This window comes from Archangium lansingense, from assembly GCF_026626635.1.
Lineage (GTDB): Bacteria > Myxococcota > Myxococcia > Myxococcales > Myxococcaceae > Archangium > Archangium lansingense.
This window is the reverse complement of record NZ_JAPNKA010000001.1, coordinates 10,466,183-10,492,041: the sequence shown is the minus strand read 5'-3', so window position 1 is coordinate 10,492,041 and position 25,859 is coordinate 10,466,183. Positions and strand designations below refer to the sequence as shown.

The 25,859-nt window shown below is 68.2% G+C and carries 24 protein-coding genes; 14 read left to right on the top strand and 10 right to left on the bottom strand.

All coding sequences use genetic code 11. The annotated features are described in order from the left end of the window. Positions 1–11: 11 nt before the first annotated feature. Both OV287_RS41860 and OV287_RS41855 read right to left on the bottom strand, forming a co-directional pair. Positions 12–3,413, bottom strand: coding sequence for an alpha-2-macroglobulin family protein (locus OV287_RS41860; RefSeq protein WP_267539633.1), 3,402 nt, complete (start codon positions 3,411–3,413; stop codon positions 12–14). Positions 3,414–3,437: 24 nt separating this feature from the next. Then, positions 3,438–4,505, bottom strand: coding sequence for a hypothetical protein (locus OV287_RS41855; protein WP_267539632.1), 1,068 nt, complete (start codon positions 4,503–4,505; stop codon positions 3,438–3,440). A gap of 166 nt (positions 4,506–4,671) precedes the next feature. Between OV287_RS41855 and OV287_RS41850 the strand changes: the two genes are divergently transcribed. From OV287_RS41850 to OV287_RS41825, 6 genes are read left to right on the top strand one after another with little or no spacing between them, the layout of a single operon-like run. Beyond that, positions 4,672–5,445 (top strand): TadE/TadG family type IV pilus assembly protein, encoded by a 774-nt coding sequence (locus OV287_RS41850; RefSeq protein ID WP_267539631.1) that lies wholly within the window; start codon positions 4,672–4,674, stop codon positions 5,443–5,445. After that, positions 5,421–6,995 carry a hypothetical protein gene (locus tag OV287_RS41845; RefSeq protein ID WP_267539630.1) on the top strand — a complete coding sequence of 525 codons (1,575 nt, stop codon included), beginning with the start codon at positions 5,421–5,423 and terminating at the stop codon, positions 6,993–6,995. The genes OV287_RS41850 and OV287_RS41845 overlap by 25 nt, the downstream gene beginning before the upstream one ends. A 24-nt stretch (positions 6,996–7,019) precedes the next feature. Further along, positions 7,020–8,135, top strand: a complete 1,116-nt coding sequence (locus tag OV287_RS41840; RefSeq protein WP_267539629.1) for a hypothetical protein — start codon at positions 7,020–7,022, stop codon at positions 8,133–8,135. Beyond that, entirely contained in the window at positions 8,135–8,977 is an 843-nt protein-coding gene (locus OV287_RS41835; protein WP_267539628.1) for a hypothetical protein, read from the top strand. Before OV287_RS41840 ends, OV287_RS41835 begins: the two co-directional genes overlap by 1 nt. Positions 8,978–9,014: 37 nt before the next feature. Next, positions 9,015–9,263, top strand: a complete 249-nt coding sequence (locus OV287_RS41830) for a hypothetical protein (RefSeq protein ID WP_267539627.1) — start codon at positions 9,015–9,017, stop codon at positions 9,261–9,263. 1 nt (position 9,264) lies between these two features. Then, complete coding sequence (locus tag OV287_RS41825) at positions 9,265–9,444, top strand: hypothetical protein (protein ID WP_267539626.1); 180 nt, start codon at positions 9,265–9,267, stop codon at positions 9,442–9,444. 33 nt (positions 9,445–9,477) lie between these two features. On the opposite strand, the gene OV287_RS41820 is transcribed toward OV287_RS41825, so the two are convergent. The 3 genes from OV287_RS41820 to OV287_RS41810 form a co-directional block, all read right to left on the bottom strand. After that, entirely contained in the window at positions 9,478–11,454 is a 1,977-nt protein-coding gene (locus OV287_RS41820) for a LysM peptidoglycan-binding domain-containing protein (protein WP_267539625.1), read from the bottom strand. 148 nt (positions 11,455–11,602) lie between these two features. Beyond that, on the bottom strand, positions 11,603–13,153 hold the full coding sequence (locus OV287_RS41815) for a multiheme c-type cytochrome (RefSeq protein WP_267539624.1): 1,551 nt from the start codon (positions 13,151–13,153) through the stop codon (positions 11,603–11,605). A gap of 4 nt (positions 13,154–13,157) precedes the next feature. Then, complete coding sequence (locus OV287_RS41810) at positions 13,158–13,541, bottom strand: response regulator (RefSeq protein ID WP_267539623.1); 384 nt, start codon at positions 13,539–13,541, stop codon at positions 13,158–13,160. A gap of 172 nt (positions 13,542–13,713) precedes the next feature. Here OV287_RS41810 and OV287_RS41805 point away from each other — a divergent pair, with 172 nt between their 5' ends. Beyond that, positions 13,714–15,345, top strand: a complete 1,632-nt coding sequence (locus OV287_RS41805) for a mechanosensitive ion channel family protein (protein ID WP_267539622.1) — start codon at positions 13,714–13,716, stop codon at positions 15,343–15,345. Positions 15,346–15,354: 9 nt separating this feature from the next. Here OV287_RS41805 and OV287_RS41800 read toward each other — a convergent pair whose 3' ends face one another. Further along, positions 15,355–16,308 (bottom strand): sigma-70 family RNA polymerase sigma factor, encoded by a 954-nt coding sequence (locus OV287_RS41800; RefSeq protein WP_267539621.1) that lies wholly within the window; start codon positions 16,306–16,308, stop codon positions 15,355–15,357. 175 nt (positions 16,309–16,483) lie between these two features. On the opposite strand from OV287_RS41800, the gene OV287_RS41795 reads away from it, so the two are divergent. Then, on the top strand, positions 16,484–17,239 hold the full coding sequence (locus tag OV287_RS41795; RefSeq protein WP_267539620.1) for a ZIP family metal transporter: 756 nt from the start codon (positions 16,484–16,486) through the stop codon (positions 17,237–17,239). A 171-nt stretch (positions 17,240–17,410) separates the two neighbouring features. After that, a complete protein-coding gene (locus OV287_RS41790) occupies positions 17,411–17,797 on the top strand; it encodes a CBS domain-containing protein (protein WP_267539619.1) in 387 nt (128 codons plus the stop codon). Between the two features lie 6 nt (positions 17,798–17,803). Here the strand turns inward: OV287_RS41790 and OV287_RS41785 are convergent, their stop codons facing one another. Next, entirely contained in the window at positions 17,804–18,286 is a 483-nt protein-coding gene (locus OV287_RS41785) for a universal stress protein (RefSeq protein ID WP_267539618.1), read from the bottom strand. 187 nt (positions 18,287–18,473) lie between these two features. On the opposite strand from OV287_RS41785, the gene OV287_RS41780 reads away from it, so the two are divergent. From OV287_RS41780 to OV287_RS41770, 3 genes are all read left to right on the top strand, one after another. Further along, positions 18,474–19,268, top strand: a complete 795-nt coding sequence (locus OV287_RS41780) for a class I SAM-dependent methyltransferase (RefSeq protein ID WP_267542528.1) — start codon at positions 18,474–18,476, stop codon at positions 19,266–19,268. Continuing rightward, positions 19,265–20,008 carry a Type 1 glutamine amidotransferase-like domain-containing protein gene (locus OV287_RS41775; protein ID WP_267539617.1) on the top strand — a complete coding sequence of 248 codons (744 nt, stop codon included), beginning with the start codon at positions 19,265–19,267 and terminating at the stop codon, positions 20,006–20,008. Before OV287_RS41780 ends, OV287_RS41775 begins: the two co-directional genes overlap by 4 nt. A 202-nt stretch (positions 20,009–20,210) precedes the next feature. Further along, entirely contained in the window at positions 20,211–21,296 is a 1,086-nt protein-coding gene (locus OV287_RS41770; RefSeq protein ID WP_267539616.1) for a hypothetical protein, read from the top strand. Between the two features lie 12 nt (positions 21,297–21,308). On the opposite strand, the gene OV287_RS41765 is transcribed toward OV287_RS41770, so the two are convergent. Then, positions 21,309–22,184: an NAD-dependent epimerase/dehydratase family protein gene (locus OV287_RS41765; RefSeq protein ID WP_267539615.1), complete on the bottom strand. Its 876-nt coding sequence runs from the start codon at positions 22,182–22,184 to the stop codon at positions 21,309–21,311. 150 nt (positions 22,185–22,334) lie between these two features. Between OV287_RS41765 and OV287_RS41760 the strand changes: the two genes are divergently transcribed. Both OV287_RS41760 and OV287_RS41755 read left to right on the top strand, forming a co-directional pair. Beyond that, positions 22,335–23,231, top strand: a complete 897-nt coding sequence (locus OV287_RS41760; RefSeq protein ID WP_267539614.1) for a LysR family transcriptional regulator — start codon at positions 22,335–22,337, stop codon at positions 23,229–23,231. Positions 23,232–23,308: 77 nt separating this feature from the next. Continuing rightward, the gene (locus tag OV287_RS41755; protein ID WP_267539613.1) at positions 23,309–24,295 is read left to right on the top strand and encodes a quinone oxidoreductase family protein; all 987 of its coding nucleotides are present in this window, start codon (positions 23,309–23,311) and stop codon (positions 24,293–24,295) included. On the opposite strand, the gene OV287_RS41750 is transcribed toward OV287_RS41755, so the two are convergent. Then, positions 24,296–24,907 carry a class I SAM-dependent methyltransferase gene (locus tag OV287_RS41750; RefSeq protein WP_267539612.1) on the bottom strand — a complete coding sequence of 204 codons (612 nt, stop codon included), beginning with the start codon at positions 24,905–24,907 and terminating at the stop codon, positions 24,296–24,298. A 118-nt stretch (positions 24,908–25,025) separates the two neighbouring features. Further along, on the bottom strand, positions 25,026–25,688 hold the full coding sequence (locus tag OV287_RS41745) for a hypothetical protein (RefSeq protein WP_267539611.1): 663 nt from the start codon (positions 25,686–25,688) through the stop codon (positions 25,026–25,028). Between the last annotated feature and the right edge of the window lie 171 nt (positions 25,689–25,859).

Genomic DNA, 25,859 nt, shown 5'->3' with positions numbered 1-25,859 from the left:
GGGAGGCTCGGTTAGTTGAAGAGGTGCTTCAGGGCGTCGAGCGCACGCCCGAGCATCGAGCCAGCGGTGGGCGGTGCCACGGTGACCTCGATGAACCCGGGGCTTCCCCCGCGCTCCTCCTCGAACATGTTGCGCACGCAGACCGCGAAGCGCGCGGGCGACAGTTCACCCTTGGGGCCTACGGTCACTCCCGTGGCCGCCAGCGGAATGCGCAGCTCGTTCTCCCCTTGGAAGTCGATGGAGAACTGCTTCACCTGTCCGCCCCCCATCACGCGTGAGAGCGCGTCGGGCAGGCACACCCAGACGAGATCGCCAGGCTCGTAGCCGCTCTCGAGGCGCACCCGCAGCTCCAACGCGTCCGCCGCGTTCACGCGCCGCGTGACGCTCTCCTGCTTGTGGAGTGAGACCGCGATTGGGAGCTTCGTGTGGAACGTGCCCCAGTCCTCCTCGCGGAGGCGGGTGACTTCCACCGCGACACGGGTCTCGAGCGCACGCACCGAACGGGCCTCGCGAGCGCTCGCCGCTGCCTTCGCGACGGGGAGGTGCTCTCCGTCCAGCTCGACGATGCCATCCGCTCCCACCACCTGCGCGGCCTGCAGCTCGACGAGGAGCGCGATCGCCGCCACCGAATCCACCGTCGAATACAACCGCCCGTTCTCTCCCAGTTGCGCCACCACCTGGTTGGCGAGCGCGATCGCCCGTGGCAGCTCCGCCGGGCCGCCCGCGCGCAGCAGGATGGCCGCCGCATAGGCCTGCTCGGTGCGCATCGCCACGGCGCCTCGGTGGTCCTCTTCCTGCGACCCGTTCCACCGCCGCGCCACGTCGAGCACCTGCTCCCTGTCCGCGCCATCGCCGAACCGCAGCGCCAGGTACGCGTCCTCGCAGCTCCCCAGGCGCGTCGGCGGCCAGGTGAGCCCGTACGCGCGCGTCGCATCCCTGGCCATCGTGAGCCCCTCCTCGACCGCATGCGCGAGCGCGGGACCGATCGTCGCCGTGCCGCGCAGGTCCTTCAGGAGCGCGAGGTGGTGGAGGTACATCGCCGCCTTCGCTCCCCAGTACGGGATCGGCTCGGCCTCGGACTCCGGATACATCTTGAACCCGAGGCCGGGGAGGAACATCGACCGCTCGCGAGCGATGCCCGCGTGGATGATGGACTCTGCCTTCGCCCTGCGCTCGTCCGAGAACGCGTACATCGCGCACGCCGCCAGCATCTTCGCCGCGGTCTGCTCACAGCACGCGTGGCCATAATTGGCCGTGGCCTCCACCAGTGCGCGGAAGGGGCTCTTCAGCCCCGGGAGCACGCGCAGCGAGACGATTGTCGCGTCCTCCTCCAGGCTCAGCGCCTTTCCCGGCTCCAGGAGGCAGACCGTTCGCGCGAGCCGCCGCAGCTTTCCGGGCTCCTCCACCTGCTTCGCCGTGCGCACCAGGATGCCCGAGGCGTCCTCCATCAGTGCCTCGTAGTGGCCCGGCCCCGCCAGGAACGTGAGCTCCCCGCGTCCCGCCCCGAGCTCCTCGCCCGAGGTGAGCAACCGTCCCTCGTGGATGAGCGGCACCTCGACGCCGTCGCGCAGGACGCGGACCCGCACACCCGGGAGCCGCGAGCCCACGTGCAGGCGCGCGAGTGCCGCATCCTCGCGGTGCACGAACGCCGGCAGCTCCAGCGACACGTACTGCTCCTGCTCCGCACGGAAGCGCGCCTCGGTCTGGGCCCAGTCCATCCCGGCGATGACGAAGACCTCGATCAGGTAGTCGGCGGGCTCGGGAGCGGTGTGGAACGTGAGGGAGGCACGTCCCCGCCGGGTCGTGACGAGCCCCGCGAACAGCACCTCCGGCTCCTGCACGGCGCGTGGGGTAAGAGTGCTCTCTTGCGCGGCCCGGGGCTCGCTGGCGGAGGGGTCCCTTAGAGCGAGGTCGTCGAAAGCGTCGTCCTCCTCGAAGAGCATGGCGCCCCCGGCGGGCGCGTCTGAATAGACGATGCCCCGCTCATACTCAAAATCCAAGGGGGAGGGCTTGGGCATGAGCTGGGTGAGGCGCGTGTCCGGCTTGCCGAAGTGCAGCACGCCTCTGGCGCCTTCCGCATGCGCCTTGAGCCCGGCCGCGAGCCGGCTCGCGGGCGTGTCCGTCGAGAGCAGCCGTGCGTCCTTCACCACCACGTACACGGACGCGTCGTCCTCCGTGCGTCCGGTGTCGAGCTCGAGTTGCGCTTCCTCTCCGGGCACGCTCCGCTGGGGCACCGTGAGCACCGGTTCCACCGAGCTGGGGGTCAGCACCGCCGCCCAGCCCTCCCAGGGCTCACCCCCGACGAACGCGCCGATCGCCAGCAGCCCCATCGGCTCGGGAACGTCGACCTCGACAATCGTCCCGCTCGCGAGCCCGCCGAGCGCGAGCTCCCGCAGTCCCCCTTTCGCGTCGATGACCACGAGCAGCGCCGTGTCGATGGCCGTCTTCACCTTGAGCCGCGCCTTCTTCGCCTCCACACGCTCGAGGTGGAAGGGCGTCGAGCGCATCGGTCCGCCCTCCAGCCACAGTCCGCGCACCGGCCTCGACGAGTTTCCGGGAAGCAGCGACGCGCCGATCTCCTCGCCCAGCATCGACAGCACCGTGCGCGAGCGCTCCTCCTCGCGGCTGCCCACGATGGGGACCGTCGCCGTGCGCGATGGGTCGCTCAGGAGCTGCACGTTGATGGCGTGGGGCCCACGGCCCGTCAGCTCGAAGGAGACCTCCGTGAATCCATCGCGTGCCACCCCGATCTTCTCCTCGCGCCGCATCCCGCGATCCATGAGCTCGAGCCGCACGCGCGAGGTCACCGGGGTGCCGAAGCTCTCCAAGAACAGCTTCGTCGTGAGGGTGTCGAGCTCGAGCTTCCGCTCCACGAGGCGGGCGACGAGCGGGGCGAGCCGGTACTGCGCGACGGTGAACTCACAAGCGGGCGCGTCGTCCGGAGCACCTTGGAAGCGCACCGTGTAGTCGCCCACGGGCAGCTCGCGCAGCGTCACCGCCGCCGCGCCACGTGCATCGAGCCGTGCCGGATGGGTCGCGAAGAGCGCGCCGTTGACGAGGAGCTCCAGCACCACCTCGGCGCCCGGAGCGAGCGGATCGAGCGCGAGCAGGTGCACCTCGTCATGCCCCTCGCGGTAGAGCGCCTTGTCACTGGTGACGGCTGCGAGCGAGAGCTGGGGCGGTGAGACGGCCCGGAACTTGATCCCCGGGAGCGCGGGGACCTCGCGTCCGAGGAGCGAGAGCACCCGCGGCCCCTGCTCCTCGGGACCGAAGAGCTGCGAGGTCCACGGGTGCGAGGACTTCGTGAAGGCCTTCCGGTGGAAGAAGGCGAAGGCACCGCCGGCGAAGATGTAGTCGCCGATGCGGTCCACGAGCTCCTGGTTCGTGACGACGATGCGATCCGAGTCCCTCATACCCGCCTCCGTGGCATTGCTACCTCAGTCGAGCATCGCTTGCAGGGCCTTCAGGTCCATCTCCTGCAGGGAGGCGCGCATGACACGTCCCAGGGTGTTGGGCATCCGGTCATCCTTCGGGAGCACGCCCCACGTGGTGCTGATGGTCATGAACTGCAACGTGCCCTTCGGCGACGGGCGGGCGAAGATGTCCTGGTTGGCCACCATCAGGGGCGTGGCATTGGGCGGGCAGGTGAGATCCAACCCCGTGGGGTCGCCGCGCTTGCGCTTGGCGCTCTGGCAGGCTCCCGCCTGACGCTGGGCGGGCGAGAGCTGGGCGAGCTGCTGCTTCAGGCTGTCGATGGTGGCCTGGCGCTCGGCGAGCGTCTTCTCGAGCTCCGCCCGATCGGGCCCCTTGGTGGAGGACAGCTGCTTCTTGAAGAGGTCCTGGGTCTCCTGCTCCTGGGAGATGAGCATCTGGAAGTAGCTCTCCACCGGGAAGGGCCGCCAGGGCAGGGTGTTCCCCTTGCTGATCATCAGCACCTCGTTGCCCCCCACGGCGTACACCGGGAAGCCCTGCACCTCGCCCACCTGGCGGGGCGCGGAGAAGAACTGCGCCGGCTTGGAGAGGTCCAACGTGTCGTTGTTCAGGAAGACGCCGAGGTCATTGGCGTTGAGGCGGAGGATGGGCCCCTCGCCGGTCCCCATCCAGGCCCCCGTCTTCTTGTCCTGGCTGGAGCTCTTGTCCTCCAGCTTGATGGGCTTGGCGAGGAGGGTGGTGCGCACGAGCGCTGGGTGGTGTTTCACGGCGTGTGCGGGTGGCCCCTCTACCGTGATGGTGGGGTGGAGGCTCATTCCCTCGGGTTTGAGCAGGGGGGCCTGCATGACCACCTCCAGCATCTTCTTCGCCCGATCGGTGAGCTGCTGACCCTCGGCCGCGCTGATCCCGCCCCTGGCCACCTTGATGGCCGGTTTATCCACCACACCCGGGGCGTGGCAGGAGGCCTGGCTGCGCCCCGCGCAGGGGTCCGCGGCGGGGGGCGGGCCGGCCCAGGCGGTTGATCCCAGGCTGAAGACGGCGGCAGCGGCGAGCAGGCGAAGACGTGGCGTCATGTCGAGGACCTCCGTGGAGAAAGGCCCTCATATACCCCCCTTGGAGGGAGGCCGGAAAACAGGGAAAATACTATACCAGTGTCCCATCTTCCCACACTCTAAGAGCGGGACGTGGGCCACTGTGCGTCCACTTGACCGATGGTCGTACTGGCCGGAGTGGAATCAGATGGGAAACATGAAGGGTGTGCACCAACAGAAACCCGGAGGGCGTGAGTCGGGGCAGGTTGCGGTCGAGTCTGCCATCGTCCTGCCCCTCTTTGTGTTCCTCATCCTCGGCACCTTGCAGTTGGGGCTGATGCACCAGGCCCGGCTGATCACCAAGTACGCCGCCTACAAGGCGGTGCGTGCCGGTTCGCTGAACAACGCCCAGACGTCCGTGATGGAGCGCGCGGCCATCTCCGTGCTGCTGCCGATCATCAGCAAGGACTCAGGTGGTGGCGAGTTCATCAAGACCATCAACAACGCCACCGACTTCCAGAGCAAGTGGAACTGGCCGGGCGTGAAGGCCAACGCCATGCCGGACACCGGCATCCCCTACGTGGAGGTCACCACGTGCGGTCCCAGCACCAAGGAGGTGGGTGGGAACGAGCTCGACTTCGATGATCCGCGCTTCGCGGCCAGCATGTCGTGGCAGGCGAGCCATCGCACGAAGCTGCGCATCCAGGTGACGTTCAACTACCGGATGCCCATTCCCTTCGCCAACTGGGTCATCCACGCCGCGGCCTTCAACCGGGAGATTCCCTGGCTGATGCGCATGGGGGAGAAGTCCTCCAAGGCCGCCGGCAACTTCGGACCCCAGAACTCCAAGTACATCTCCGCCGCCTCCAACGGCAAGTACGTCCTTCCCATCCGCGCGGCCTACACCATGCGGATGCAGTCCAACGTCTTCGTCAACCAACTGCCGAGTTCGAACCAATGCCGCACCACGAACAAGTACTGAGGAAGAAGCGTGCGCGCCTCACGGCTCCGCGCGGGCAGGCTCTGGTCCTGGCAGCCCTCTCCCTGCTGTTGCTGGGGTTGATGGTGGCGTTGAGCTTTGGAATCAGCCACTCGCTGCGCAACAAGACGCGTCTGCAGCAGCACAGCGACGCCATGGCCTACTCCATGGCCGTTGTCGAGGCGCGCTCGCTCAACTATTTCGCCGTCAGCAACCGCGCCATCGCCGCCTCCTTCGTGGCGATGAACAGCCTGCACGCCTACATGGCCGCGTCCACGGTGACGTCCTCCATGCTCACCCAGGGCAAGGACAACTTCGTGGCCATCGCCGTCATCGAGCTGGTGCTGTGCTTGCCCTGCCCCTGGACGGGCTCGGCCTGCAAGCACTGCAAGGACGCCGCTGAGGCCTACAAGATCTCCAAGAAGTTCGACAAGAAGCGCAAGGAGTTCGACAAGGAGATCAAGAACGTCGACCAGCGCTTCGACCAGGCGGTGCGGGCGCTGGACATGATGATCGACTCCATCCACATGTCCCAGCAGACCGTCTTCACGCAGACGGCGAACCTGCTGCGCAGTGGCACGGCCAACGACATGGGGAAGATCAAGCAGGCCAATGCCAAGGAGGCCAGCACCCTGAGCTCGGCCGTGGGCGGGCTCAACGCGACAGAGTTCTCCTGTGTCATCGACGGCATGCCCTGCGTGGGCTCCGGCAAGCCCGGCAACAGCGCGCGGACGGCGCGGGCCAAGGTGATGACCGAGGTGGCCAACGCCACCCGGCCGGAGTGGCCGGCCACTCGCGGCAAGAACCCCATCCTCTACCTGCACCCGCAGTTCATGAAGGACCTGATGAACGGCATCCAGGGCTCGGGCATCAGCGTGGTGACGGGTCACGAAGGAACCGCCAAGACGATCAACAATGCCAGCACCGGCGAGGTGGAGGGCGGCCAGACCTCCAACAACGAGGGCAAGGTGGTGGGAGCGGACGAGCACGGCCGGCTCACCAGCACCTGGCGCCATGGCATCTGGACCGGGCGGTACGAGGCGTCCATCTTCTCCGGCAAGAACGCCAACGGCCACAATCCCAGCAGCGCGCACACGAGCGGCAAGCACGACAAGTTCGAGGGCGTTTACAGCAAGGACCTGATGGCGTGCGCGGCGGGCGGCAACTGCTTCATGAAGTTCCGCGCGGATCCGGACCCCAGCCACGACTTCGGGCAGCCCCACGTCTACAGCTACGTCACCATGAAGATGCGCACGGGCGACGTGAAGAAGGCCCCATGGGAACTCAACTCCAATTCGGAGGTGAAGTTCACGCACGGGAAGAATGGGACGGGAAAGATCTCCATGGCGCCCGACCAGGGCGCGGCGATCTCCAACGCGCTCGTCTACTACCACCGGTTGGGTGACTGGCAGGAGCAGCCCAACATGTTCAACCCCTTCTGGCGGGCCAAGCTCCACCCCTTCACCTCGACCCAGGCCTCGGCGGTACTGAGTGCCGCGGGCAACACGGACGCGGCGCAGATTGCCGCGGCCGTCTCCGACCTGCCGCTGTAGCGGCTCCTTTCAGGAAGACATCCCATGCGTACCGCACGCCATTCCAAGCAGCGCGGCGCCGCCTCGGTGGAGGCGGCCATCAGCATGCTCATCATCATCCCCGCTTTCATGTATGCCCTGTTCCTGGACGATCTGCTGCGCTACGCGGGCGATCTCCAGGAGGCGGTGGTGAGCACGCCCTGGGACTTCGCGGGGCAGAACTACACGCAGCCGAACAGCCGCGGCCTCAAGGGCGGCGCGAGCGACAAGAAGCCGCTCGGTGGAAACCTCGAGGTCCAGCATCAGGCGCGCCTGATGTACTGCGACCACGAGTCCAGTGGCGACTCCTACACGGCCAGCAACGGCAAGACGAACGACTGCGACGGTGAGGACCACCACAAGGGCAAGGCCCTCAGCGGCCATGTCTGCTGGCTCAACGAGGGCGCCCACCAGGTGACGTGCGAGGCCGTCCAGCGGAACGTAGGAGTGCTCGGGGCGAGCCTCTACCAGGACTACCACAACCAGTTCGCGCGGGCCGGCGGCATGTACGAGTGCCACGGCCAGGAGGTCGTGGAGAACTACCTCCTGCCCAAGAGCTTCCTCCAGGAGTTCGCTGGCAGCGAGAAGATGAGCAAGGAGAACTGGAGCAACAACGGCAGCAGCATCCACGACAACGCCACGGCGGGTAAGGCGGACACCGCCTACTACCTGGCCGAGCAGCGCTACGCCATCCTGATGGACTCGTGGGCCGTGAACGAGGTCCCGGCGAACGGCGGCGAGGGGGAGTCGCAGGTCGACATGGCGGTGGCGCCCGGCACCAAGAGTGGACCGCTGTATGATCGGGTGGACCTCGTCTACAGCGGCAACATGCTCTACACGCCCTTCCAGCTGGCCACGACGGCCTTCCTCACGCAGGCGAGCAACAAGCTGCTGAGCCCCATGATTGCTTTCAGCAGGCCGGATGACCCCGTCACGCCCAACGTGTCCCTGACGAAGATGGGCACGTCGCCGCCCCTGCAGAAGATCCAGCAGGACAGTGGCTCGCCCCAGTACTACTCCACGCCCTGGAAGGACTGGTCGAACAACCCCTACGAGAAGACCCACGGCAAGCGTGGCAAGTACTACATGGGCTGCAAGACGGCGCAGAAGAAGAAATGCTGATGTCTCGAGGTCCATCACCGCTGCTGCGGACCGTCCTGCTGGTCTTCTCCATCATGGTGGTGGGGTCGCTCATCGGCTTTGGCTGGGAGATGGGCGTCCATGGGAATGTGCTGGATGAAGAGGAGGCCCTGGACGGCATGATGGAGGCTCAGGCCGGGGAGGACACCTCGCCGGACTGGCGCAAGGGCCCCTCGGAGGAGGAGAAGGAGATCCTCCAGCGGGCCACTGGCGGGCTGCCTCCCTACAAGGACGCGGTGCCCCAGGCTCTGGCGGCGGACTTTCTGCCGGGCTCGAACCTGGCCGCGGCCTGGTTCATGACGCCCGACTCGCCGCAGCAGGTGCTGGGCTTCTACCGCGAGGCGCTGGAGAAGGCGGGCCTGCCGCCCGTGGAGCACTACTACAACAGCAATGCTGGCTATGTGGCCTACATGGAGCCTGAATCCAAGCGGGTGCACACCGTGTCGGCGATGGCCCAGGGCGGGGAGACGGCGGTGTTCGTCTCCGCCGGACAGGTGGATTCGTTCCTGAAGGGGGGCACCCCGGTTCCCGCCGGGCTCCCCATGCCTCCCGAGGTGGAGGAGCCGGTGGTGCTCACCCTCCGCCGCGAGGGGCGCATCCAGTACTCGGTGCTGGCGGAGCTGCCCGAGGGACAGGTGAAGGCGCTGAGCGACTTCTACCGCGAGTCCTTCGCCGTGCAGGGGTGGACGCTGGAGTCCTCGTCGGAGGCGAGCCCCCGGGAGACGCACCTGCAGGTGAGTCGGGGAAGCTCCCGCGCCACCGCGCTGGTGCAGCAACAGGACGATGGAGTGAAGCTGTACATCACGCTGGATCAGCCCTTGTAGCGCGCGCCGCGCCAACACACGAGAGACGGAGGACGAGATGAAGCGGATGTGGATCCTGGTGATGATGGGCGCCTTCGTTTTGGGCGGGGGCCTCGCGGTCGCCCAGGGCAAGCGCAAGCAGACGCCCGAGGCCTGTGAGGCCGAGTGCAAGGCGGACGTGAAGGACTGCACCGTCCAGTGCCAGAAGCGCTCGAAGACCTCGGCGTCCGACTGCGCCCGGGTCTGCAACATGATGGCCCAGGAGTGCTCGAAGGACTGCCGGCAGGGCGGCGGAGAGGAGGAGTGACATGAAGTCCCGGATGCTCCCGCTGCGCCGTCGCGGTCAGGCCATGGTCGAGTACGTGGTCGTCTCCGCGGCCTTGTTGGGCTTTGGCACCCTCGGCTGGCCCTTCCTGGTGCAGATGATCGACGCACTGGGGAAGTACTTCCAGTCGATCTACTACATCATCCAGTCGCCCGTTCCCTGAGCGGGAAGGCCCCTCTCCGGGGCCTTCGGACCTCTACGGGGCCTTCACCGTGAGGCGCAGGCCGGTGGGCAGGCGGGTGGTGTCCTTGATGTTGTTCCAGCGCTTGAGGTCCTCCACGGAGACACCGTAGCGCTGGGCAACGCTCCAGATGGACTCACCGGCGGCCAGCTCGTGCACGGTGCCGGGGCGGCCCGCGTTACCGGCCGGGGCCCGCTGGGCGATGACGGTGCCCGCGCGCTCCTCCACCTGCTTGGGCGCGTTGTCCGGCCACACGTACAGCACCGAGCCCACCTTCAGGGCCTTCTTGCTGGCGCGCACCGTGAGGTTGTTCCACTTGCGCATGTCGTCCACGTTCACCTGGAAGCGCTGGGCGATGGCCCACAGGCTGTCTCCGGACTGCACGCCGTAGGTGATGCGCTTGCGGCCGCTGATGGTCTCCGTCTTGATGGGGCCGGTGGCCACGGGGCCTCGAGGCGTCCCGGCGGGCACCTCGTCCTCGGGCCGCAGCACCGTCACGCCGCTGCGCCGCGCCTGCGCCACCTTGCGCGCCAGCGCGTTGTCCCCCTCCGTCTTGCCCCCGCCGCGCGAGGCCGGCACCGGAATCACCAGCTCCGCGTTCAGCCGCAGCGTCTTCACGCTCTTGAGCCGGTTCATCTGCAGGATGGCTTCAGGCGCCGTGCCGTAGGTGAGGGCGATCTGCGACAGCGTGTCTCCGCGCTTCACCTTGTGGATGCGGAAGGTGAGCCGCTCCTTGGCCGGCAGCTTGGCGAAGTTCTCCGCGAAGCGCGCGGCCGTGCCCTGGGGCAGGCGCAGCACGTAGGGGTTCTTCGCGCTCGCCGGCGGGGTGCACCAGCGCCGCAGCTCGGGGTTGAGATCCTGGAGGTCCACCACCGACACGCCCGCCGCCCGGGCAATCACGTCCAGGTCCGTGGCGTCGTTGATCTTCACCTCGTCGAACGAGAGGGCTTGCTCGTAGACGAACTCGTCCTCGGAGAAGCCGAAGGCCGAGGGGTGCTTGGCGATGAGCGCCGCGGCGATGAGCTTGGGCACATAGTGCTTCGTCTCCAGCGCCAGCCCCTTCTCCGCGGAGATGACCCAGAAGTCATCCGAGCCATGGCGCTCCACCAGCCGGCGCACCCGGCCGCTGCCGGTGTTGTAGCCCGCCCACGCCAGGTACCAGTGGCCCAGCTCCTTGTGCAGATCTCTCAGGTAGCGCGCGGCCGCGTAGGTGGCCTTGATGGGATCTCTCCGCTCGTCCACCCAGAAGTCCTGGTGCAGTCCGTACTGGCGGCCGGTGCTGGAGATGAACTGCCAGGGCCCGGAGGCGTGCGCCCAGGAGTAGGCGGTGGGGGAGAAGCCACTTTCAATCATCGCCAGGTACACCGTGTCGCGCGGCAGCCCCTGGGCCTCGAGGATGGGCTGCATCACCGGCAGGTAGCGGGTGGAGCGGCTGACCCACTTGCGGAACCACTTGCGGCCCGGCCCCTGGAAGAACTGGATGTACTGGGCCACCAGCGGCTGCATCTCCACCGGGATGTCGTACTTGGGCTGCACCCGCGCCACGTCGAAGTTCGACAGGTCGGTGATGAGGGGCAGCTCGCCCAGCTCCTCGTCCTCGTTGAAGGTGGGCTCCTCCAGCGCGTCCAGCATGCGCTGGCGCAGCGGGTTGGCCAGGCCCAGGCGGCGCAGCGACTGGAGCACCTCGGCGTTGGGCCGGGCACCCGGGTCCAACGTGGCGCCCTCCAGCGCTCGCATCTCCTCCAGCTCGGTGGACTCCTCCTCCGGAGGCTCCTCGATGCCGGCGGCCTCGTTCCGCAGATCCTCCAGCACCTCCTCGGCGGATTGGATGGGCGGCTCGGGATCCTGGGCGGTGCGGGCGGCGCCCACCAGCTGCTGCTTGTCCTGCGCGCCGAGCACCCGCATTCCGGGCGGCGTCGTCGGCGTCGGCACCGCGTCCTTGGCAGGCGGTACGGAGGTAAGGACCAGGAGAATCAGGCTGAAGGACTGCATGGTCACCTGGGAGCCGGCTGCCAGAGGGGCCGGGTTGGTTGGAGACTCAAGTGTTCGATGCTTTTGGCTTCATACAAACAAGCATCCGGGCGGGCCATCTTCCCCTTGGATGATTCCAACGGGAAGAAACGCACCGCCTGGATGTGCTCTAGGGCTTCGGCTTCACCGTCAGTGGCTGGCCGTGGCCAGGGCCGAGAATCCTCGGCACGTAGGTGGCGAAGTCGAAGTGGGGCGAGTTCTCCCGGTTGTGGCAGGTGACGCACATGTCCTGACCGGGGCGGGCGACGATGTTGTCGGCGGACGGGTCCTCGGCGTGGAGCGAGCCCGGCCCGTGACAGCTCTCGCAGCCCACGTTCTCGCGGCCGGCCACCTTGTCCAGGCGGCACACCCCGCCGGGCTTCTCCCAGCCGGTGACGTGGCAGCCGGTGCAGTTGAGGTGGAACTGCTTGCCCACGTCCTCCAGCGTCTTCCAGGCGTGGTGGTGCTTGGAGGCCTCCCACACCGGGAAGGACTCCGCGTGGCACTCGGCACAGGCGGTGTTGCCCACGAAGGCGGCCTGGCCCTTCTCCGGGGCGGGGCAGTCCTGGCCATGGGCCTTGGCCCACTCGAGGTTCATCTTCCCCACGTCCGCGTCGTAGGTGTTCACCACCGCCTGGGCCGCCGGGTCCGAGGGGAGGGTGGACTCCAGGGGGACGAAGCGCACCGAGAAGCTGTCGCCCTCGCCAGCCGCGGCCACCGGCGCAGTGAGCAGGGTCTGCCGGCGCGCTACCAGCTCCTCTCGCTTCTGCTGCAGCAGTTGCTTGCGGTCCGGGGAGATGCCGGGGAGGTTGATCTCCTTGTCCATCAGCGCCAGACGCCGCTCGATAGAGGAGGCCTCGCGCTCGCTGTCCTCCGCCGTCTTCTGGAGGGTGAAGTGGCCCGGCTTCGCGCCATAGGCCAGGTCCACGCGCAGCAGCGAGCGGCCCTTGCTCTGCAGCGCCACGATGGGCACCGCGTCGCGCACCAGCTTGTTCTCCTCGCCATCGAACTCGGAGGCGGTGTGCGTGGCCAGCACCAGGTCCACCCCCAGCTCCGGCGTGGACACGGCCTGCTGGGCCTCCTGCACGGTGCCATGGAAGAGGCCCACCACGAAGGCGGCACCCCCAGCGCGGGCCTTGGCGGCAGCCTGCTTCAGCCCAGCCGCGTCCGCGGCGCTCACCACGCCCACCTTGCGCGCTCCAGCGGCCAGCACCTTCACGCCACCGGGCTCCAGCTCGGGCAGCCCCAGTCCCTGACGGAAGCCGGCGCCACGCGCGTCGTCCAGCTCTCCCGTCGCGCGCACCGTCAGGCCCATGCCCTTCATGGCCTCGGCGAGCGCCTTGGCCTTGCGCTCCTCCTGGGGCACCTGCTCCGGCTTCAGCTTGGGCTCTCCGAAGAGGCTGTCACCGCCGTCCACGTAGAGGACGGGCAGGGCGCCCTTGCGCGCCTCCTTCACCTGCGAGGCCGCGCGCGCGATGCCTCCGCGCATGTTCTCGCTGCAGCCGCAGGGGCCCAGGTAGCCGCGGGTATCCGCGGACAGCAGGAGGATGGCTCCCGGTGCGTCCGCCTTCGCGGCGCTGTCCACGGGGGCTGGGGTCGCCGGCTCCACGGACCGCTGCTCCTTGCGCGAGCACCCCGAGAGGGCCGCCAACAAGGCCAGTCCGGTGACGAGCCGTCTCACCCCGTCACCAGATGATGCTCTGCACCAGCTCGTCGATCTTCTCACCCATCTTCTCCAGTCCGTTCACCTTGGACAGGCTGCCGTCGGCACCGACCTGCTCGGCCAGCTTGCTCAGCTCGTCATCCGGGAGGCTGGAGAAGAGGATGATGGGGATGTCCTGCGTGCCGTACTCGTTCTTCAGCGTGCGGCAGATGTCCGTGCCCTTGGCCTCGGGCATGTGGATGTCGGTGAGGATGAGGTCCGGCTTCCACGCCTGCAGGGTCTTCTCGAACTCCATCAGCGTGGACGTGGCGACGACCTCGTAGCCGCGCGCTTCCAGCACGGCCTTCTCCATGGCGAGGGTGATCTCGCTGTCGTCGATGAGGAGGATCTTTCGCTTCTCTTGCACGGCAACCTCTTCCTGGGCGGCCTTTTCTAGCCCAGGGCTTCTATGGCTCCAAGGCTTTCTCGTGAGGGTGGAATCCACGGGGAGGCGAGTCGCCAGCTACCTTGGAGGACGAGCGGCCTGCCGGCACATTGCTGTTGCCGGGAGAGAGGTGGGGGGGCAGTAAGAGGCAGCCATGCGCCGCGCTCTGACTGGACTGAGTCTGCTGTTGTCCGTCCTCCTCCTGCCGAGTGCCTGGGCCCTCAATTCGGGCCTCGGGGAGGCTCCCTTGTTGGACCGGCAGACGCCCTACGCCTCGGCCCAGGGCTTCTACGCCGCCGTGCACCGGGGGGATTACGAGCTGGCCGCTCACTACCTGGACCTGGATTTCATTCCCCCGGCCGAGCAGAAGGCCCAAGGGGCCGCGCTGGCCCGGCGGTTCAAGTTCGTCCTGGACCACAAGCTGCCCACGGCCCTGACCAACCTCAGCAAGGATCCCAAGGGGGACGAGGAGGGCAGCCGCACCGACCAACTCGACGTCCTCATGGTGGGGGATGCCGCCTACCCCATCCGCCTGGCCAACGTCCCCGCAGCGGGTGGGCGGGTGTGGGTGTTCAGCGAGGCGACGGTGCGGGCCATTGATCCGCTCTACGAGGAGTACGGGCCATCGGCGTTGGGCGAGGTGCTGCCGCCGTGGTTCTTCGAGAAGCCGGTGCTGGGGCTGGAGCCGTGGCAATGGCTGGGCCTGGTGGTGACGCTGCTGGGAGCGGGGCTGCTGAGCGTGCTGCTGGAGCGGCTCACCCTGGGGGTGCTGGGGAAGCTCGCGGCTTGGACGAGCAACGCCTGGGACGATGCGCTGGTGCCCGCGGGCAAGGGGCCCACGCGGCTGCTGTACTTCGCGCTGCTCGGGGCGCTCGGGGCGACGCTGCTGCTGTTACCGCCCACGGCCCGGTTCCTGACGTCCCACCTCTTCACCTCGCTGCTCATCGTGGCGGTGGCGTGGTACGTGCTGCGCTTCCTCCGGGTGACGGCGCAGTTCGTCCAGCAGTCGGTGTCGAAGGAGGGGAAGGACGCGGCGCGCGCACGGGGGCTGCACACCCAGCTGGCGGTGCTGCGCTCCGTTTTCGAAGCGGCCACCTACATCATCGCGGCCGCGCTGCTGCTCATGCAGTTCGAGACGGTGCGCAACGTGGGCGTGTCGCTGCTGGCCTCGGCCGGTATCGCGGGCCTCGTCATCGGTCTGGCCGCGCAGAAGTCCATCTCCTCGCTGCTGGCCGGCATTCAGCTCTCCATCACCCAGCCCATCCGCATCGGGGACACCGTCATCGTGGAGAACGAGTGGGGGACGGTCGAGGAGATCACCCTCACCTACGTGGTGGTGAAGGTGTGGGACGAGCGTCGGCTGGTCATTCCCATTCCCCAGTTCCTCGACAAGCCCTTCCAGAACTGGAGCAAGGGCGGGCAGAGCATGCTGGGCCCGGTGCTGCTGCTGGTGGACTTCACCACGGACATGGACGCGCTGCGGGAGGAGCTGCGGCGCATCCTGGAGAACGAGGGCAAGGCGTTGTGGGACGGCCGGGTGGCCACGGTGGTGGTGCTGGACATGCTGGACCGGACGCTGCAGGTGCGCGCGCTGGTGAGCGCCGCGCCGTCGAACCTCTTCGACCTGCGCGCCCTGGTGCGCGAGAAGCTGATTGCATACCTGCGCGCTCGGCCCGAGTGGCTGCCCACCACGCGCACCGAGTCCCGTGCCGCGGCCACACCGCCCGCTCCCGCGGCAGCGAGCGAGCAGGCACAGCCTTCTCCGCCAGCCACCCCTCGGGCGTGAGCTGGGAGATCAGGGGGCGAGCTCGGGGGGAAGGCCGAAGCGAGGGAACAACGTCTCGGTGTCGAGGAACGAGTTCATCGCGGCGATGCGGTCGCCCGAGAGCTCGAGCACGATCAGCGCCCACGGCTTGTGGGGGCCCCCCGGCTCGGCAGGAGGCCGGTACTGCCCGAACGCGGGCGATCCGCAGGCCGAGGTCGCCACCAGCCGTGAGCCGCGGCAACCCGAGCCCCGTCCCAGCAGCCACTGGCTGATGGACTCGTGACCGCGGAGCCAGAGCGAGAAGGGCGGCATCGAGAGCGTCGCGTCCTGGTGGAGCAGCCCGGTGAGGGCCTCCACGTCGTACCGCTCGAAGGCCTCGACGTAACGGTTCAGCAGCGTGGACTGCGCGTCGGACAGCGGCGCGCGGTCCTGGGTGAGGTCGCGCGTGGCAAGGGTCGCCCGAGCCCGCTGCAGGGCGCTGTTGACCGAGGCCACCGAAGTTTCAAGGTTGTCCGCGACTTCGGCGGCGGACCAACCGAGGACCTCCGTGAGGATCAGCACCGCGCGTTGCCGTGGAGGCAGGTGCTGGAGCGCCGCCACGAACGCGAGGCGGATGCTCTGGCGCAGCACCAGGAGCTCGGAGGGATCGGCGTCCGCGGGCAGGGCGAGCGCATCGGGGACGGGCTCGATCCAATGAGTGCGCGGCTGCGTGGTGAGGGTGTCGTCGACCGAGCCGACGGGACCCGTCTCCATGGGGCGGAAGCGGCGCGAGTGATCTCCCAGCGCGTCGAGGCACACGCGGGTGGCGATGCGGTACAGCCAGGTGCGCATGGACGAGCGCTCCTCGAACCGGTCCAGGTTGCGCCACGCACGCACCATCGTCTCCTGGACGGCGTCATCGGCCTCGGCGGCCGAGCCCAGCATTCGGTAGCAATGGCCGGTCAGCGCGGCGCGGTGTTCCTCGAGGTTGTAGGCGGTGGCCATTGCTTCTCCATCTATCAGGCACCCCCCTGCTCGCAAGGGCCGAGGTTTCCGATATTCCGAGAAGTATTTGGAAAGGGCCTTTTTCCTTTTTGTTGACGGCTCCCGTGATGGCGGGGCACGCGATAGGGACTCCTGCCACCCGAAGCGCCAATCTGTGCTAGGTGTCGGGCCCCCCATGCATCTTGCAGTAGCCCTCTCCTCCTATTCACTGATCATCCTGTTGGGCGCCGTCGTAGGCGCACTGGTAGTGGTGCTCACCCGAAAGCCGACACGGCTGGTGACGTTCCTGGCCTTCGCGGCGGGAGTGATGTTCGGGGCGGCGTTCTTCCACATGCTGCCGGAGGCGTACCACGGGGGCGGGTTCTGGGCGTTCGCGCTGGTGCCAGCGGGATTCGTGTTCCTGCTGGTGTTGGAGCGCTACGTGCTGACGCATGCGTGTGAGGAGCCGCCCGAGTGCGAGGAGCACATGCACGGGAACACGCTGGGGCTGACGGCGTTCCTGGGGCTGTCGGCGCACACGCTGTTCGATGGCATCGCGCTGGGCTCGGCGGTGAAGGAGGGCGTGGGGGTGATGGCGCTGCTGGCGATCACCTCGCACAAGGTGCCGTCGTCGCTGTCGCTGGCGTCCATCCTCAAGGCGGAGGGGAAGAGCTCGGGACGCATCCTGGGGTTCTCGGTGCTGTACGGGCTGATGGTGCCGGTGGGGGCGGTGCTGTACTTCGCCTTCGACGCGGTGCTGCGCTTCGAGTCCCTGGCTCCGAGGGCACTGGCCTTCTCGGCGGGCACGTTCCTCTACGTGGCGGTGTCGGATCTGCTGCCGCACGTGAACCGGCACGGCAAGGAGAACCGGGGGCGCAACCTGTTGGCGTTGGCGGCGGGCCTGCTGCTGATGCTGGCGCTGTCGCAGGTGGCGGAGCACCCCGGTCACTGAGCCCCGCTCGAGGGCAGGGGAGGGGAGTGGACGCCCGCGGTGTATGCAGGCAGCGGGAGAAGCCCCGGCATGGCTGCGCGCCCGAGGGCTGCACGGGGCCCTCCGAGGTCGCACCCTGAGTCGTGGACCTGGAGCGACCGCGAGGACCCCATGCTCACCGTCGGTGAATTGATGACCCGAGATCTGGTCACCTTGAAGGAGGACGATGACGTCGTCCTGGGGGATGACCTGCTGGCCGAACATGACATCCGCCATCTGCCGGTGGTGAAGGAGGGGAAGCTCGTCGGGCTGGTGACCCACCGGGACCTGATTCGAGCCCTGGCGCGTCATGAGCGGAATCCAGGCTCGCCGCCAGTGCAGGTGCGGGACATCATGTCGCGCTCCCTGGAGACGTTGAAGCCGCTGAGCTCGGCGCGCGAGGCCATCCACAAGCTGCTCGACCACAAGTTCGGCTGCGTGCCGGTGGTGGAGGAGGGGGGGCGGCTGGTGGGCATCGTCACCGAGACGGACCTCATCCGGCTCGCGGACCGCCTGCTGGACAAGGAAGAGCGGCACTGAGACGCCTCACCCCATCGGTTGCGCCTCCTGCTCTTCCATCCCGTGCACCGTCAGCACGGGACAGGTGGCTCGGGCCACCACCTTCTGCGCGATGCTGCCCATGAAGAGTCGGGCGAGCCCGGTCCTCCCATGGGTGCCCATCACCACCAGGTCATATCCACTGTTCGCGAAGTGGACGATGGTGTCGGCGGCCGGTCCACGCTCCAGGTGGACCTGGAAGGGCACGGTGCTGGAGTGGTAGCGCTCGGACCAGGCGTGCAGGAGGCGCTCCGCCTGGGCGAGGCCGATCGATTCCAGCGGTGTCCCCGGCTCTCCGGGCACCATCACCAGGCTCTCGGATTCCAGGTGCTGCGGGGGCTCCCAGACGTGGAGCACGTCGATGGAGGCGCCCATCCGTTCGGCCAGCGAGAGGGCGTACTCCATGGCGCGCCGCGAATACTCCGAGAAGTCAGTGGCCACCAGGATGCGGCGGATGGGCTGGGGCATCATGGCTTCCTCCACGCGAGCGGACTCGTTGGCCTGCGACTCGACTCCCTCTCTGGAACATGAGCCGTGAGGCTTTTCGAGTCCGACCCCTTGGCGGAGCCGGGAGGCTGTCCGCATGGCCGACGACCGTGCTTGCTTTTCAGCCCGGGGCGCCGAGGATGCGCGCCGCCGCGAGCGCGGCATCCCGTCCATGGAACGACTCTCCGACTGGTACGATCATCCCGAGTATTACGAAGCCATCTTCGGCACCGACACCGAGCGGGAGATGGACTTCTTGCTGGAAGTGGGCCGCCGCTACGGCACGGGAGGCAAGCGGCTGCTCGAGCCTGCGTGTGGTGCGGGGCGGCTGGTGGCCGAGGCCGCGCGCCGGAAATGCGAGGTGGTGGGCTACGACATCTCCGAGAAGATGTTGGCCCACGCACGCCAGCGCCTCACTCCAGCGCAGCGCCGGCGGGTGCACCTCTACCCCTCGCGCATGGAGACCTTCTACCGGCCGGAGCTGGAGGGCCAGGTGGACATGGCGTTCAACATGGTGTCCACGTTCCGCTATCTCGACAGCGAGGCGGCGGCGCTCGCGCACCTGGAGGGGACGCGGCGGCTGCTGAAACCCGAGGGCGTGTACGTGCTCGGCTTCCACCTCACGGACTATGACCGGCGCAAGCCGGAGCATGAGCGCTGGGTGGAGCGGCTCGGGAAGGACACGGTGGTGTGCAACACCCATGAGGGGTTGCCGGAGCGCCGTGCGAGACGCTCGGCAATGCGCAACCGGCTGCGGATAACGGGGCCGGGGAAGGACCTGCTCATCGAGACGCACTGGTACTTCCGCACGTATGACCTGGCACAGGTGCGGCGCCTCTTCCGCCGGGCGGGCCTGCGAGTGCTGGAGGTCTTCGACTTCGACTACCAGGTGGAGGTCCCGCGCAAGCGGGGGGAGATCCGGCTCGACAGCATCTTCGTCCTGCAATCCATGAAGAGCCCCGCATGAAGGCTCCGCTCAAGCCCCTCTTCCTCCTCGCGGACAGCTCGCTGCTGTTCTGGCGCATCGGGGACAAGCCGTTCCTGGACTGCCTTCGCGCGCTGACGGGGGCCGACCTCTCGGTGCCCCCCATCCAGGCGGCCTACCTGGGCGCTTCCAACGGAGATGTGCCCGCCTTCTTCGAAATCTTCACCGCCGCCATGGAGCTGGCTGGCATCTCCCGCTGCCGGATGATTCCCTCCCAGCCCACGACCGAGGACCTCGCCTGGCTCGCGGAGTCACAGGTCATCCTCCTGGCGGGAGGAGACCCGCTGCTGGGGTGGGAGACGTTCCAGCGGAACGGCGTGGCGCCCGTGCTCCGGGAGCGCTACCTGGAGGGGGCGGTGCTCATGGGCATCTCCGCGGGCGCGATGCATCTCGGACAGCGGGCGTGGAGTGAGGCGGATCCAGGTGCAGCGGAAACATTTCCGGTTCTCGGGCTGGCTCCCTTCATCGTGGGGGCCCACGAGCAGCCGGAGTGGACGGGGTTGAAGCGGGCCGTGCGGGACGCTGGCCCGGGAGTGCGAGGGATTGGCATTCCCGCGGGGGGTGGGGCCCTGCTGCACCCGGACCAGAGCCTGGAGCCCGTGCGCCACCCACTGGTCGAGCTCCGCCACGAGGAGGGCACGTTGTGCGAGACTCTGCTCTACCCACCGCGAGAGCCCTACCGGGGTGAGGTGCGGCTGCTTTCCTCCACGCTTCTTCACTGACAGGCCGTGAGGCCCGCACGCGCTCCCTGTGCACGGCCCCGAAGGGGCGCGGGCCGGAGAGGTGAGGGGCCTGGGCCATTCGCCGGATGGAGCCCGGTCTCTTCTCTTCTCCCTCGCGGGCTTTACAATCCCCAGCGTGATGAACTTTCGACCTTCATGCCGGGGTGCAGTGCTGTCTCTCGCTCTGGTGCTCGGGCTCTGCATGCCAGGGCCGAGTGCCTGGGCCGCCAGGGGAGCGCGGAGCACCAGCGCGGCCAAGAAGGCCAAGAAGGCCAAGGCCCGCAAGGGTCCCCAGCCGAAACTGCTCTTGCCCGCGGAGGATGCCGAGTTCAAGCCGGGCAAGGTCACCTTCAAGTGGCGCGTGGTGGCGAAGCGCGTACGCCTCGAGGTGGCGCGCGACGAGGAGTTCACCGATATCGCCGTCGACCGGCCGGTGAACGGGCGCCAGGCGGCGCTCTTACTCGAGCCCGGCACGTACTACTGGCGGGTGACGGGCCCGCGGGGAATGCCTTCCGACCCGCGCATGCTGACCGTGGCCGCCACGCCGGAGCCGGAACTGGAGCCACAGCCGCAGCCGCAGTCGGAGCCGCAGCCGGTGGCGAGCGAAGGCCTGGGGCTGGACCTCACCGGCGCCACCCCCTCGAGCACAACCAGCGAGGCAGCTCCGAGCGAGGCGACCGCCCTGAGCCTCAACCTCTCCGAGACCACCCAGGTATCCGCCGAGGTGCCGAGCGGCTCGATCGCGCCGAAAGAGCCCACTGAATCGGTGGTGGCCGAGGCGGAGCGTACGCCGTCTTCCTCTCAGTCCAGCTCGAAGAAGCGGTGGAGCCTGTTTGTCGGCGGCTCGGCCGCGTATGGAGCGAGTGCGCCCCACTCGATGGCGACGCTGCGGTACGAGGCCAGCGTCGCGTATCGGCTCGCGAATCCCTTCGAGCTGAGCCTCGGGGTGGGTGGCACGTCGATCCAGGCGCTCGGCACCCGCGATGCGAGCTGGCCCTACTACACGTGGATCGGGCAGGTCTACGCCGACCTCGGAGGCCGGTTCCGGCTGGCGCGCTTCGGGAACGCAGCGCTGTACGGGCTCGTGGCGGGGCGGTTCTCCCTCTTCACCGGCGAGGAGGAGCACCGGGGCTTCCTCGTGGATCGCGGCCCGTTCTCGGCCGGTGCCGGCCTTGCCTACCGCTTCCGGGCGGGCCTCCCGTTGGAGCTCGGCCTGCGCGGCAATCTCCTCACCGGCAACAAGCTGGGCGGCGAGCTCGAGCTCGGCCTGCGCGTGCTGATCTTCTAGGCTGTCGGTACTTCAGCGCCGCGCGTAGGAGCCGCGGCTGAGCTCCTCCAGAATGCCAGGGCCCTTGGGCACCCAGCCCAGGAGCTGCTCGGCCCGGCGGGCGGAGAACTGCTGGTCGAGCGCCAGCGCATCGGCGAAGCCACCGAGCTGCTTCCGGGCCTCCTCCAGGGGCCAGGAGACGGTCTTGCCTCCCTTCCCAGCCCCCTGGCTCGCCGCGGTGGCGATGTCCTTCAGCTTCACCGAAGGGCCTTGCACGGCAAGGAGGACCGTTCCCGCGGGAGCCTGCTCGATGGCGCGCAGGTACAGCTCCGCCAGATCCTCGATGAACACCACGGGCCAGTGGTTCTCTCCGGTGCCCACGAAGCGGGCCGCATCTCCCTCGCGGGCGGAGGACACCAGCATTGCCGGGATGCTACCCGCGCGCCCGTAGACGAGCCCGGGGCGGAGGACGATGCCCCGGATGCCGGGAGTCGAGAGCACCCGGCGCTCCACCGCTGGACGCCAGGCGACGAGCTTCGCCGCGTTCAGCGGACGGGTCTCGTCCGCCACGACTCCTTCCGTGTCGCCGTGCACCCAGATGCCGCTCGTGTAGAGGAAGGCCTTTCCCGTTCCCGCCATCCGCTCCAGCATCGCCGCGACGGCGGGCGCATCCACCTCCTCGCTGTTGGCGGTCGCGGCCCAGATGACCGCATCGACGCCCTGGACGAGCGCCGCGAGCGCGGCGGTATCCGAGAGGTCTCCGCGAACGGGGTGGATGCCGTGCGACCGCAGCGTGTGCTCCGCGCCGTCCGAGCGGGCCAGCCCCTGAACCTGATGTCCAGCACGCGCCAGTGCCTCCGCCACGGCCGAACCGATGTACCCCGTTGCTCCAGTGACAAGGATCTTCATGACGACCTTCCTCCCTCCATGTTCAGGGTGGTTCATCCACACCCCCTCGAGCCGGTCGGATCCCTCGGCCCGTCATGAAGTGGTTATGGGTGTTTCCCCTGGTGGACACAATTCGCTGAATCGAAAAGGATTGTTTCCCGGAGAGTGCCAATGGAGGACGTGGGTCTCTATTTCGCCTTCGCAGAGGTGGTGCGGACCGGGAGCTTCACCGCCGCGGCTCGCTCGCTGGGGGTGTCCAAGGCGACGGTCAGCAAGCAGGTCATGCATCTGGAGGAGACGCTCGGTGTGCGGCTCCTTCACCGCACGACGCGCAAGCTGTCCCTGTCGGCCGAGGGTGAAGCGCTGTACGTGCGCTGCCGACGCATGGCCGACGAGCTCGAGGCGGCCAAGGCGGAGGTACTGCGGCTGAGGGGCAAGCCTCGCGGCCGGCTGCGTGTGAGCGCGCCCATGACCTTCGGGCTCCTGCATGTCGTCCCCGCCGTCCCGGAGTTCCTCGAGCGCTATCCGGAAGTCACCCTCGATCTTCAGCTCGATGACCGCATGGTGGATATCGTCGAGCACGGCTTCGATGTCTCCATCCGCATCGCCCAGCTCCCGGACTCGTCGCTCATCGCGAGGAAGCTCGCCATCGCGCGGCGCGTGGTGTGCGCGACACCCGAGTACCTGAAGAGACATGGCACACCCCGCGGACCCGAGGACCTGCGCCAACACCGGTGCGTGCAGTATGCGTATCTGTCCACGGGAGCGACCTGGCGGCTGCGCGGGGCCGAGGGGGAGTTCCTCGTCCCGGTCGCGGGTCCCTTGCAGGCCAACAGCAGTCTGGCCCTCAAGACCGCGGTGCTCGCGCACATCGGGCTCGGGCAGTTCCCCCGGTTCGTGGTGTCCGAGGAACTGCGGAGCGGCAGGTTGGTGACGGTGCTCGATGAGTATGCGCTTCCCGACATGACCATCTGGGCCGTCCACGCGCCTGGGCGGATCGTGGCTCCAAAGCTCCGGGCGTGGATCGACTTCCTGGCCCGTCGCTTCGCCCGGGAGATGGCGGGTTAGGGAACTCGGCGTTCAGGGACCCGGGCCGAGCCAGAAGGCCGGGCGGCGTTGCATGTGCCCCGCTATATGAGGCCGCCATGAGAGCAATTCGCTACCACCGGACGGGTGGGCCCGAGGTGTTGAGTCTCGATGAGGTGCCAGAACCGGAGCCGGGACCGGGTGAGGTCCAGCTCCGGGTCCACGCGGCAGGTGTGAACTTCGCGGATACGGAGCGGCGGCGCGGGCTCTATGACGCCCAGGTGCCGTTGCCGCGGATCCTGGGGAGCGAGGCTGCGGGAGTCGTCTCGGCGGTGGGTCCGGGCGTAGACAAGGCCCTCGTGGGTCGGCGGGCCATCGTGCTGACCACCGGGGGCTACGCCGAGCGCGTGAAGGCTCCGGCGAGCGAGCTTGTCCTGCTGCCCGACGGCGTGTCCTTCGAGGTCGCGGCCGCCGTGCCGGTGCAGGGGCTGACGGCGTACCACCTGGTCCGCACGGTGGGGCAGGTGCGCGAGGGGCAGTCCGTGCTCGTCCATGCCGCAGCGGGGGGCGTGGGCGTGCTGGCGGTGCAACTCGCGAAGGCGGCGGGTGCGCGCGTCTTCGGCACGGTGTCGAGCGACTCGAAGGCCCGGCTCGTCCGGGAGCTGGGCGCGGACGAGGTCATCCGCTACGACCACGAGGACGTGGTGGCGGAGGTCCACCGGCGCACGGGAGGCCGGGGCGTGGACCTCGTCCTGGACGCGGTGGGCGCGAGCACGTGGGCGGGGAGCCTCCAGTCACTGGCGCCCTTCGGCCACCTGGTGAGCTATGGCTCGGCGAGCGGTTCCCCGCCACCGGTGGACGTGGAGGCCCTCTTCGAGAAGTCCCTGAAGGTGAGTGCGTACTGGCTGCACACCGTGCATCCTCCCGGGCTGAATCACCAGTCCCTGGAGTCGCTGATCCGGGATGTCTCGGAGGGAAGACTCCGGATCCTCATCGGCTTGAAGCTCCCGCTGGCCGAGGCGGCTGAGGCGCATCGGCGGCTGGAGGGGCGCGAGACGGTGGGCAAGGTGGTGCTGACCGTGTCGGACGAGGGGGGAGGACGCTGATCAGAACCCCTTGTCGAGCAGGGTGCTGCGATAGACCGTGAGGTCCCCAGAGGGCGGCGCCGCGAACGTGAGCCACGGGCGGGGCGGCAGTGGCAGATCGACACAGCAGACGCGAATCGGCCTCGTGCGCGCGATGGACTCGAGGTTGTCCAGCACCTTCTCCAAGCGCTCGCCACTGAATGGGCAGTACAAGAAGAAGATCGACCCGATGGTGATGTAACTGGTGAGCACCGCCGCATCACCCTGGACGGGCGAAAAGCGCAACGCGTTCAAGCGCGTTGTGAGCGCACGTGCGGCGCGGACGAGCGCAGGCTGGATCTCGATGCCAATCGCCGCGGCCCCGGTCAAGAGGTGCACCAGCGCGGCAGTCCGCCCCACGCCCGAGCCAACGTCGACGAACACGTCGGAAGCCTGCACCCCTGCGCACTCCACCATCCGAAGGAGCGCATCGACGGGACAGGGCAGGTAGGGAACGCAGCCTCGCGGAAGCTCGGGGCCATCGTCGGGAGACGAGTCGAGCCCCAAGACCCGATCGAACCAGGCATCCCGCTCGGCAGGTGGAACACTCGTCAGGGCCGTGCGGAACACAGCCGGGGTTGCCTGAGCGTTCAAGAGCAGGGAACGAATCCTCTCGGCGCTCTCGCGGTGCGTTTCTTCCACGGGCTCCACGGTACCGGACGTCTGGCGTGACGTCGAGCCAGGGGGGGCGGCCTGGCCCAGGCGCCGGAGCTCACTCGAGCATTGCGTTGCCCACGGCGAGGTAGTCGTTCAGGTCCAGGTCTTCGCGGCGCACCACGGCGCACAGCCGGGTGAACCAGGCCTCGAAGCTGTCGAACCCGAACGTCAGTGGGGCGTTCGAGTCCAACCACTCGCCGTCATCCACGTAGTGCCCCGCCAGCGCCTCGTAGTCGTTGTCCTCCAGGAGGAGGGGCAGCTCGCCGCCTTTCGGCTCCGTGCGCGTGTAGAAGCACCAGCGTGCAGCCTCGACGCCCAAGTACGCGTCCGCGAAGGAAATCAGGTCCGTGGTCGTGATTTCCCGGTCATCCACCGTTGTACCGGAGGGCGTCCACGAGGCCGTGAGGGACTTCAGCGTGGGCGCCCAGACGTGGAACGGGCGATAGGTCTCCCACTCCTCCCCGTCTGACTGGTGCTCCAGCCGGACCTCACGGTGCAGCAGCAGGAACTCGCGGTAGCTCTCTGGGACGACGAAGGCTTCCTCGCGGTAGGGCGTCGGCAGTTCGTACGGGTAATCGGACAGCAGGTGAGGCAGCGCATCCACCTCCTCGCGCGTCAGGGGCGCCTCCCGCACCAGCCGCCATCCCCGCTGCCGGGCCCAGGTGTCCATCCCATCCAGCAGGGCCTTCAAGTCCTCTCGCCATGTCGCGCTCGCCATGGGCGGCCTCTACCTTGGCTCGAGGGTGAACGGAAGGCTCTCGGGACACGACGAGGCCCGGAGCCAGGGCTCGAAGGTGCACGACGACTTTCGAGGGTTGCCCGTCAGGCGAGCGCTAGGGGAGTGTCAGAGCCGGGTGGCGCATGCGCCCTCTCTTGCTGGAGAGGTGGG

What these genes read in the sequence shown, in the direction of transcription:
- OV287_RS41820 (WP_267539625.1), bottom strand. Translation starts at nt 11,454, where the DNA reads ATGCAGTCCTTCAGCCTGATTCTCCTGGTCCTTACCTCCGTACCGCCT.
- OV287_RS41795 (WP_267539620.1), top strand. Translation starts at nt 16,484, where the DNA reads ATGCATCTTGCAGTAGCCCTCTCCTCCTATTCACTGATCATCCTGTTG.
- OV287_RS41785 (WP_267539618.1), bottom strand. Translation starts at nt 18,286, where the DNA reads ATGATGCCCCAGCCCATCCGCCGCATCCTGGTGGCCACTGACTTCTCG.
- OV287_RS41805 (WP_267539622.1), top strand. Translation starts at nt 13,714, where the DNA reads ATGCGCCGCGCTCTGACTGGACTGAGTCTGCTGTTGTCCGTCCTCCTC.
- OV287_RS41840 (WP_267539629.1), top strand. Translation starts at nt 7,020, where the DNA reads ATGCGTACCGCACGCCATTCCAAGCAGCGCGGCGCCGCCTCGGTGGAG.
- OV287_RS41845 (WP_267539630.1), top strand. Translation starts at nt 5,421, where the DNA reads ATGCCGCACCACGAACAAGTACTGAGGAAGAAGCGTGCGCGCCTCACG.
- OV287_RS41800 (WP_267539621.1), bottom strand. Translation starts at nt 16,308, where the DNA reads ATGGCCACCGCCTACAACCTCGAGGAACACCGCGCCGCGCTGACCGGC.
- OV287_RS41825 (WP_267539626.1), top strand. Translation starts at nt 9,265, where the DNA reads ATGAAGTCCCGGATGCTCCCGCTGCGCCGTCGCGGTCAGGCCATGGTC.
- OV287_RS41770 (WP_267539616.1), top strand. Translation starts at nt 20,211, where the DNA reads ATGCCAGGGCCGAGTGCCTGGGCCGCCAGGGGAGCGCGGAGCACCAGC.
- OV287_RS41855 (WP_267539632.1), bottom strand. Translation starts at nt 4,505, where the DNA reads ATGACGCCACGTCTTCGCCTGCTCGCCGCTGCCGCCGTCTTCAGCCTG.
- OV287_RS41775 (WP_267539617.1), top strand. Translation starts at nt 19,265, where the DNA reads ATGAAGGCTCCGCTCAAGCCCCTCTTCCTCCTCGCGGACAGCTCGCTG.
- OV287_RS41765 (WP_267539615.1), bottom strand. Translation starts at nt 22,184, where the DNA reads ATGAAGATCCTTGTCACTGGAGCAACGGGGTACATCGGTTCGGCCGTG.
- OV287_RS41790 (WP_267539619.1), top strand. Translation starts at nt 17,411, where the DNA reads ATGACCCGAGATCTGGTCACCTTGAAGGAGGACGATGACGTCGTCCTG.
- OV287_RS41835 (WP_267539628.1), top strand. Translation starts at nt 8,135, where the DNA reads ATGTCTCGAGGTCCATCACCGCTGCTGCGGACCGTCCTGCTGGTCTTC.
- OV287_RS41755 (WP_267539613.1), top strand. Translation starts at nt 23,309, where the DNA reads ATGAGAGCAATTCGCTACCACCGGACGGGTGGGCCCGAGGTGTTGAGT.
- OV287_RS41780 (WP_267542528.1), top strand. Translation starts at nt 18,474, where the DNA reads ATGGAACGACTCTCCGACTGGTACGATCATCCCGAGTATTACGAAGCC.
- OV287_RS41850 (WP_267539631.1), top strand. Translation starts at nt 4,672, where the DNA reads ATGGGAAACATGAAGGGTGTGCACCAACAGAAACCCGGAGGGCGTGAG.
- OV287_RS41830 (WP_267539627.1), top strand. Translation starts at nt 9,015, where the DNA reads ATGAAGCGGATGTGGATCCTGGTGATGATGGGCGCCTTCGTTTTGGGC.
- OV287_RS41860 (WP_267539633.1), bottom strand. Translation starts at nt 3,413, where the DNA reads ATGAGGGACTCGGATCGCATCGTCGTCACGAACCAGGAGCTCGTGGAC.
- OV287_RS41760 (WP_267539614.1), top strand. Translation starts at nt 22,335, where the DNA reads ATGGAGGACGTGGGTCTCTATTTCGCCTTCGCAGAGGTGGTGCGGACC.
- OV287_RS41745 (WP_267539611.1), bottom strand. Translation starts at nt 25,688, where the DNA reads ATGGCGAGCGCGACATGGCGAGAGGACTTGAAGGCCCTGCTGGATGGG.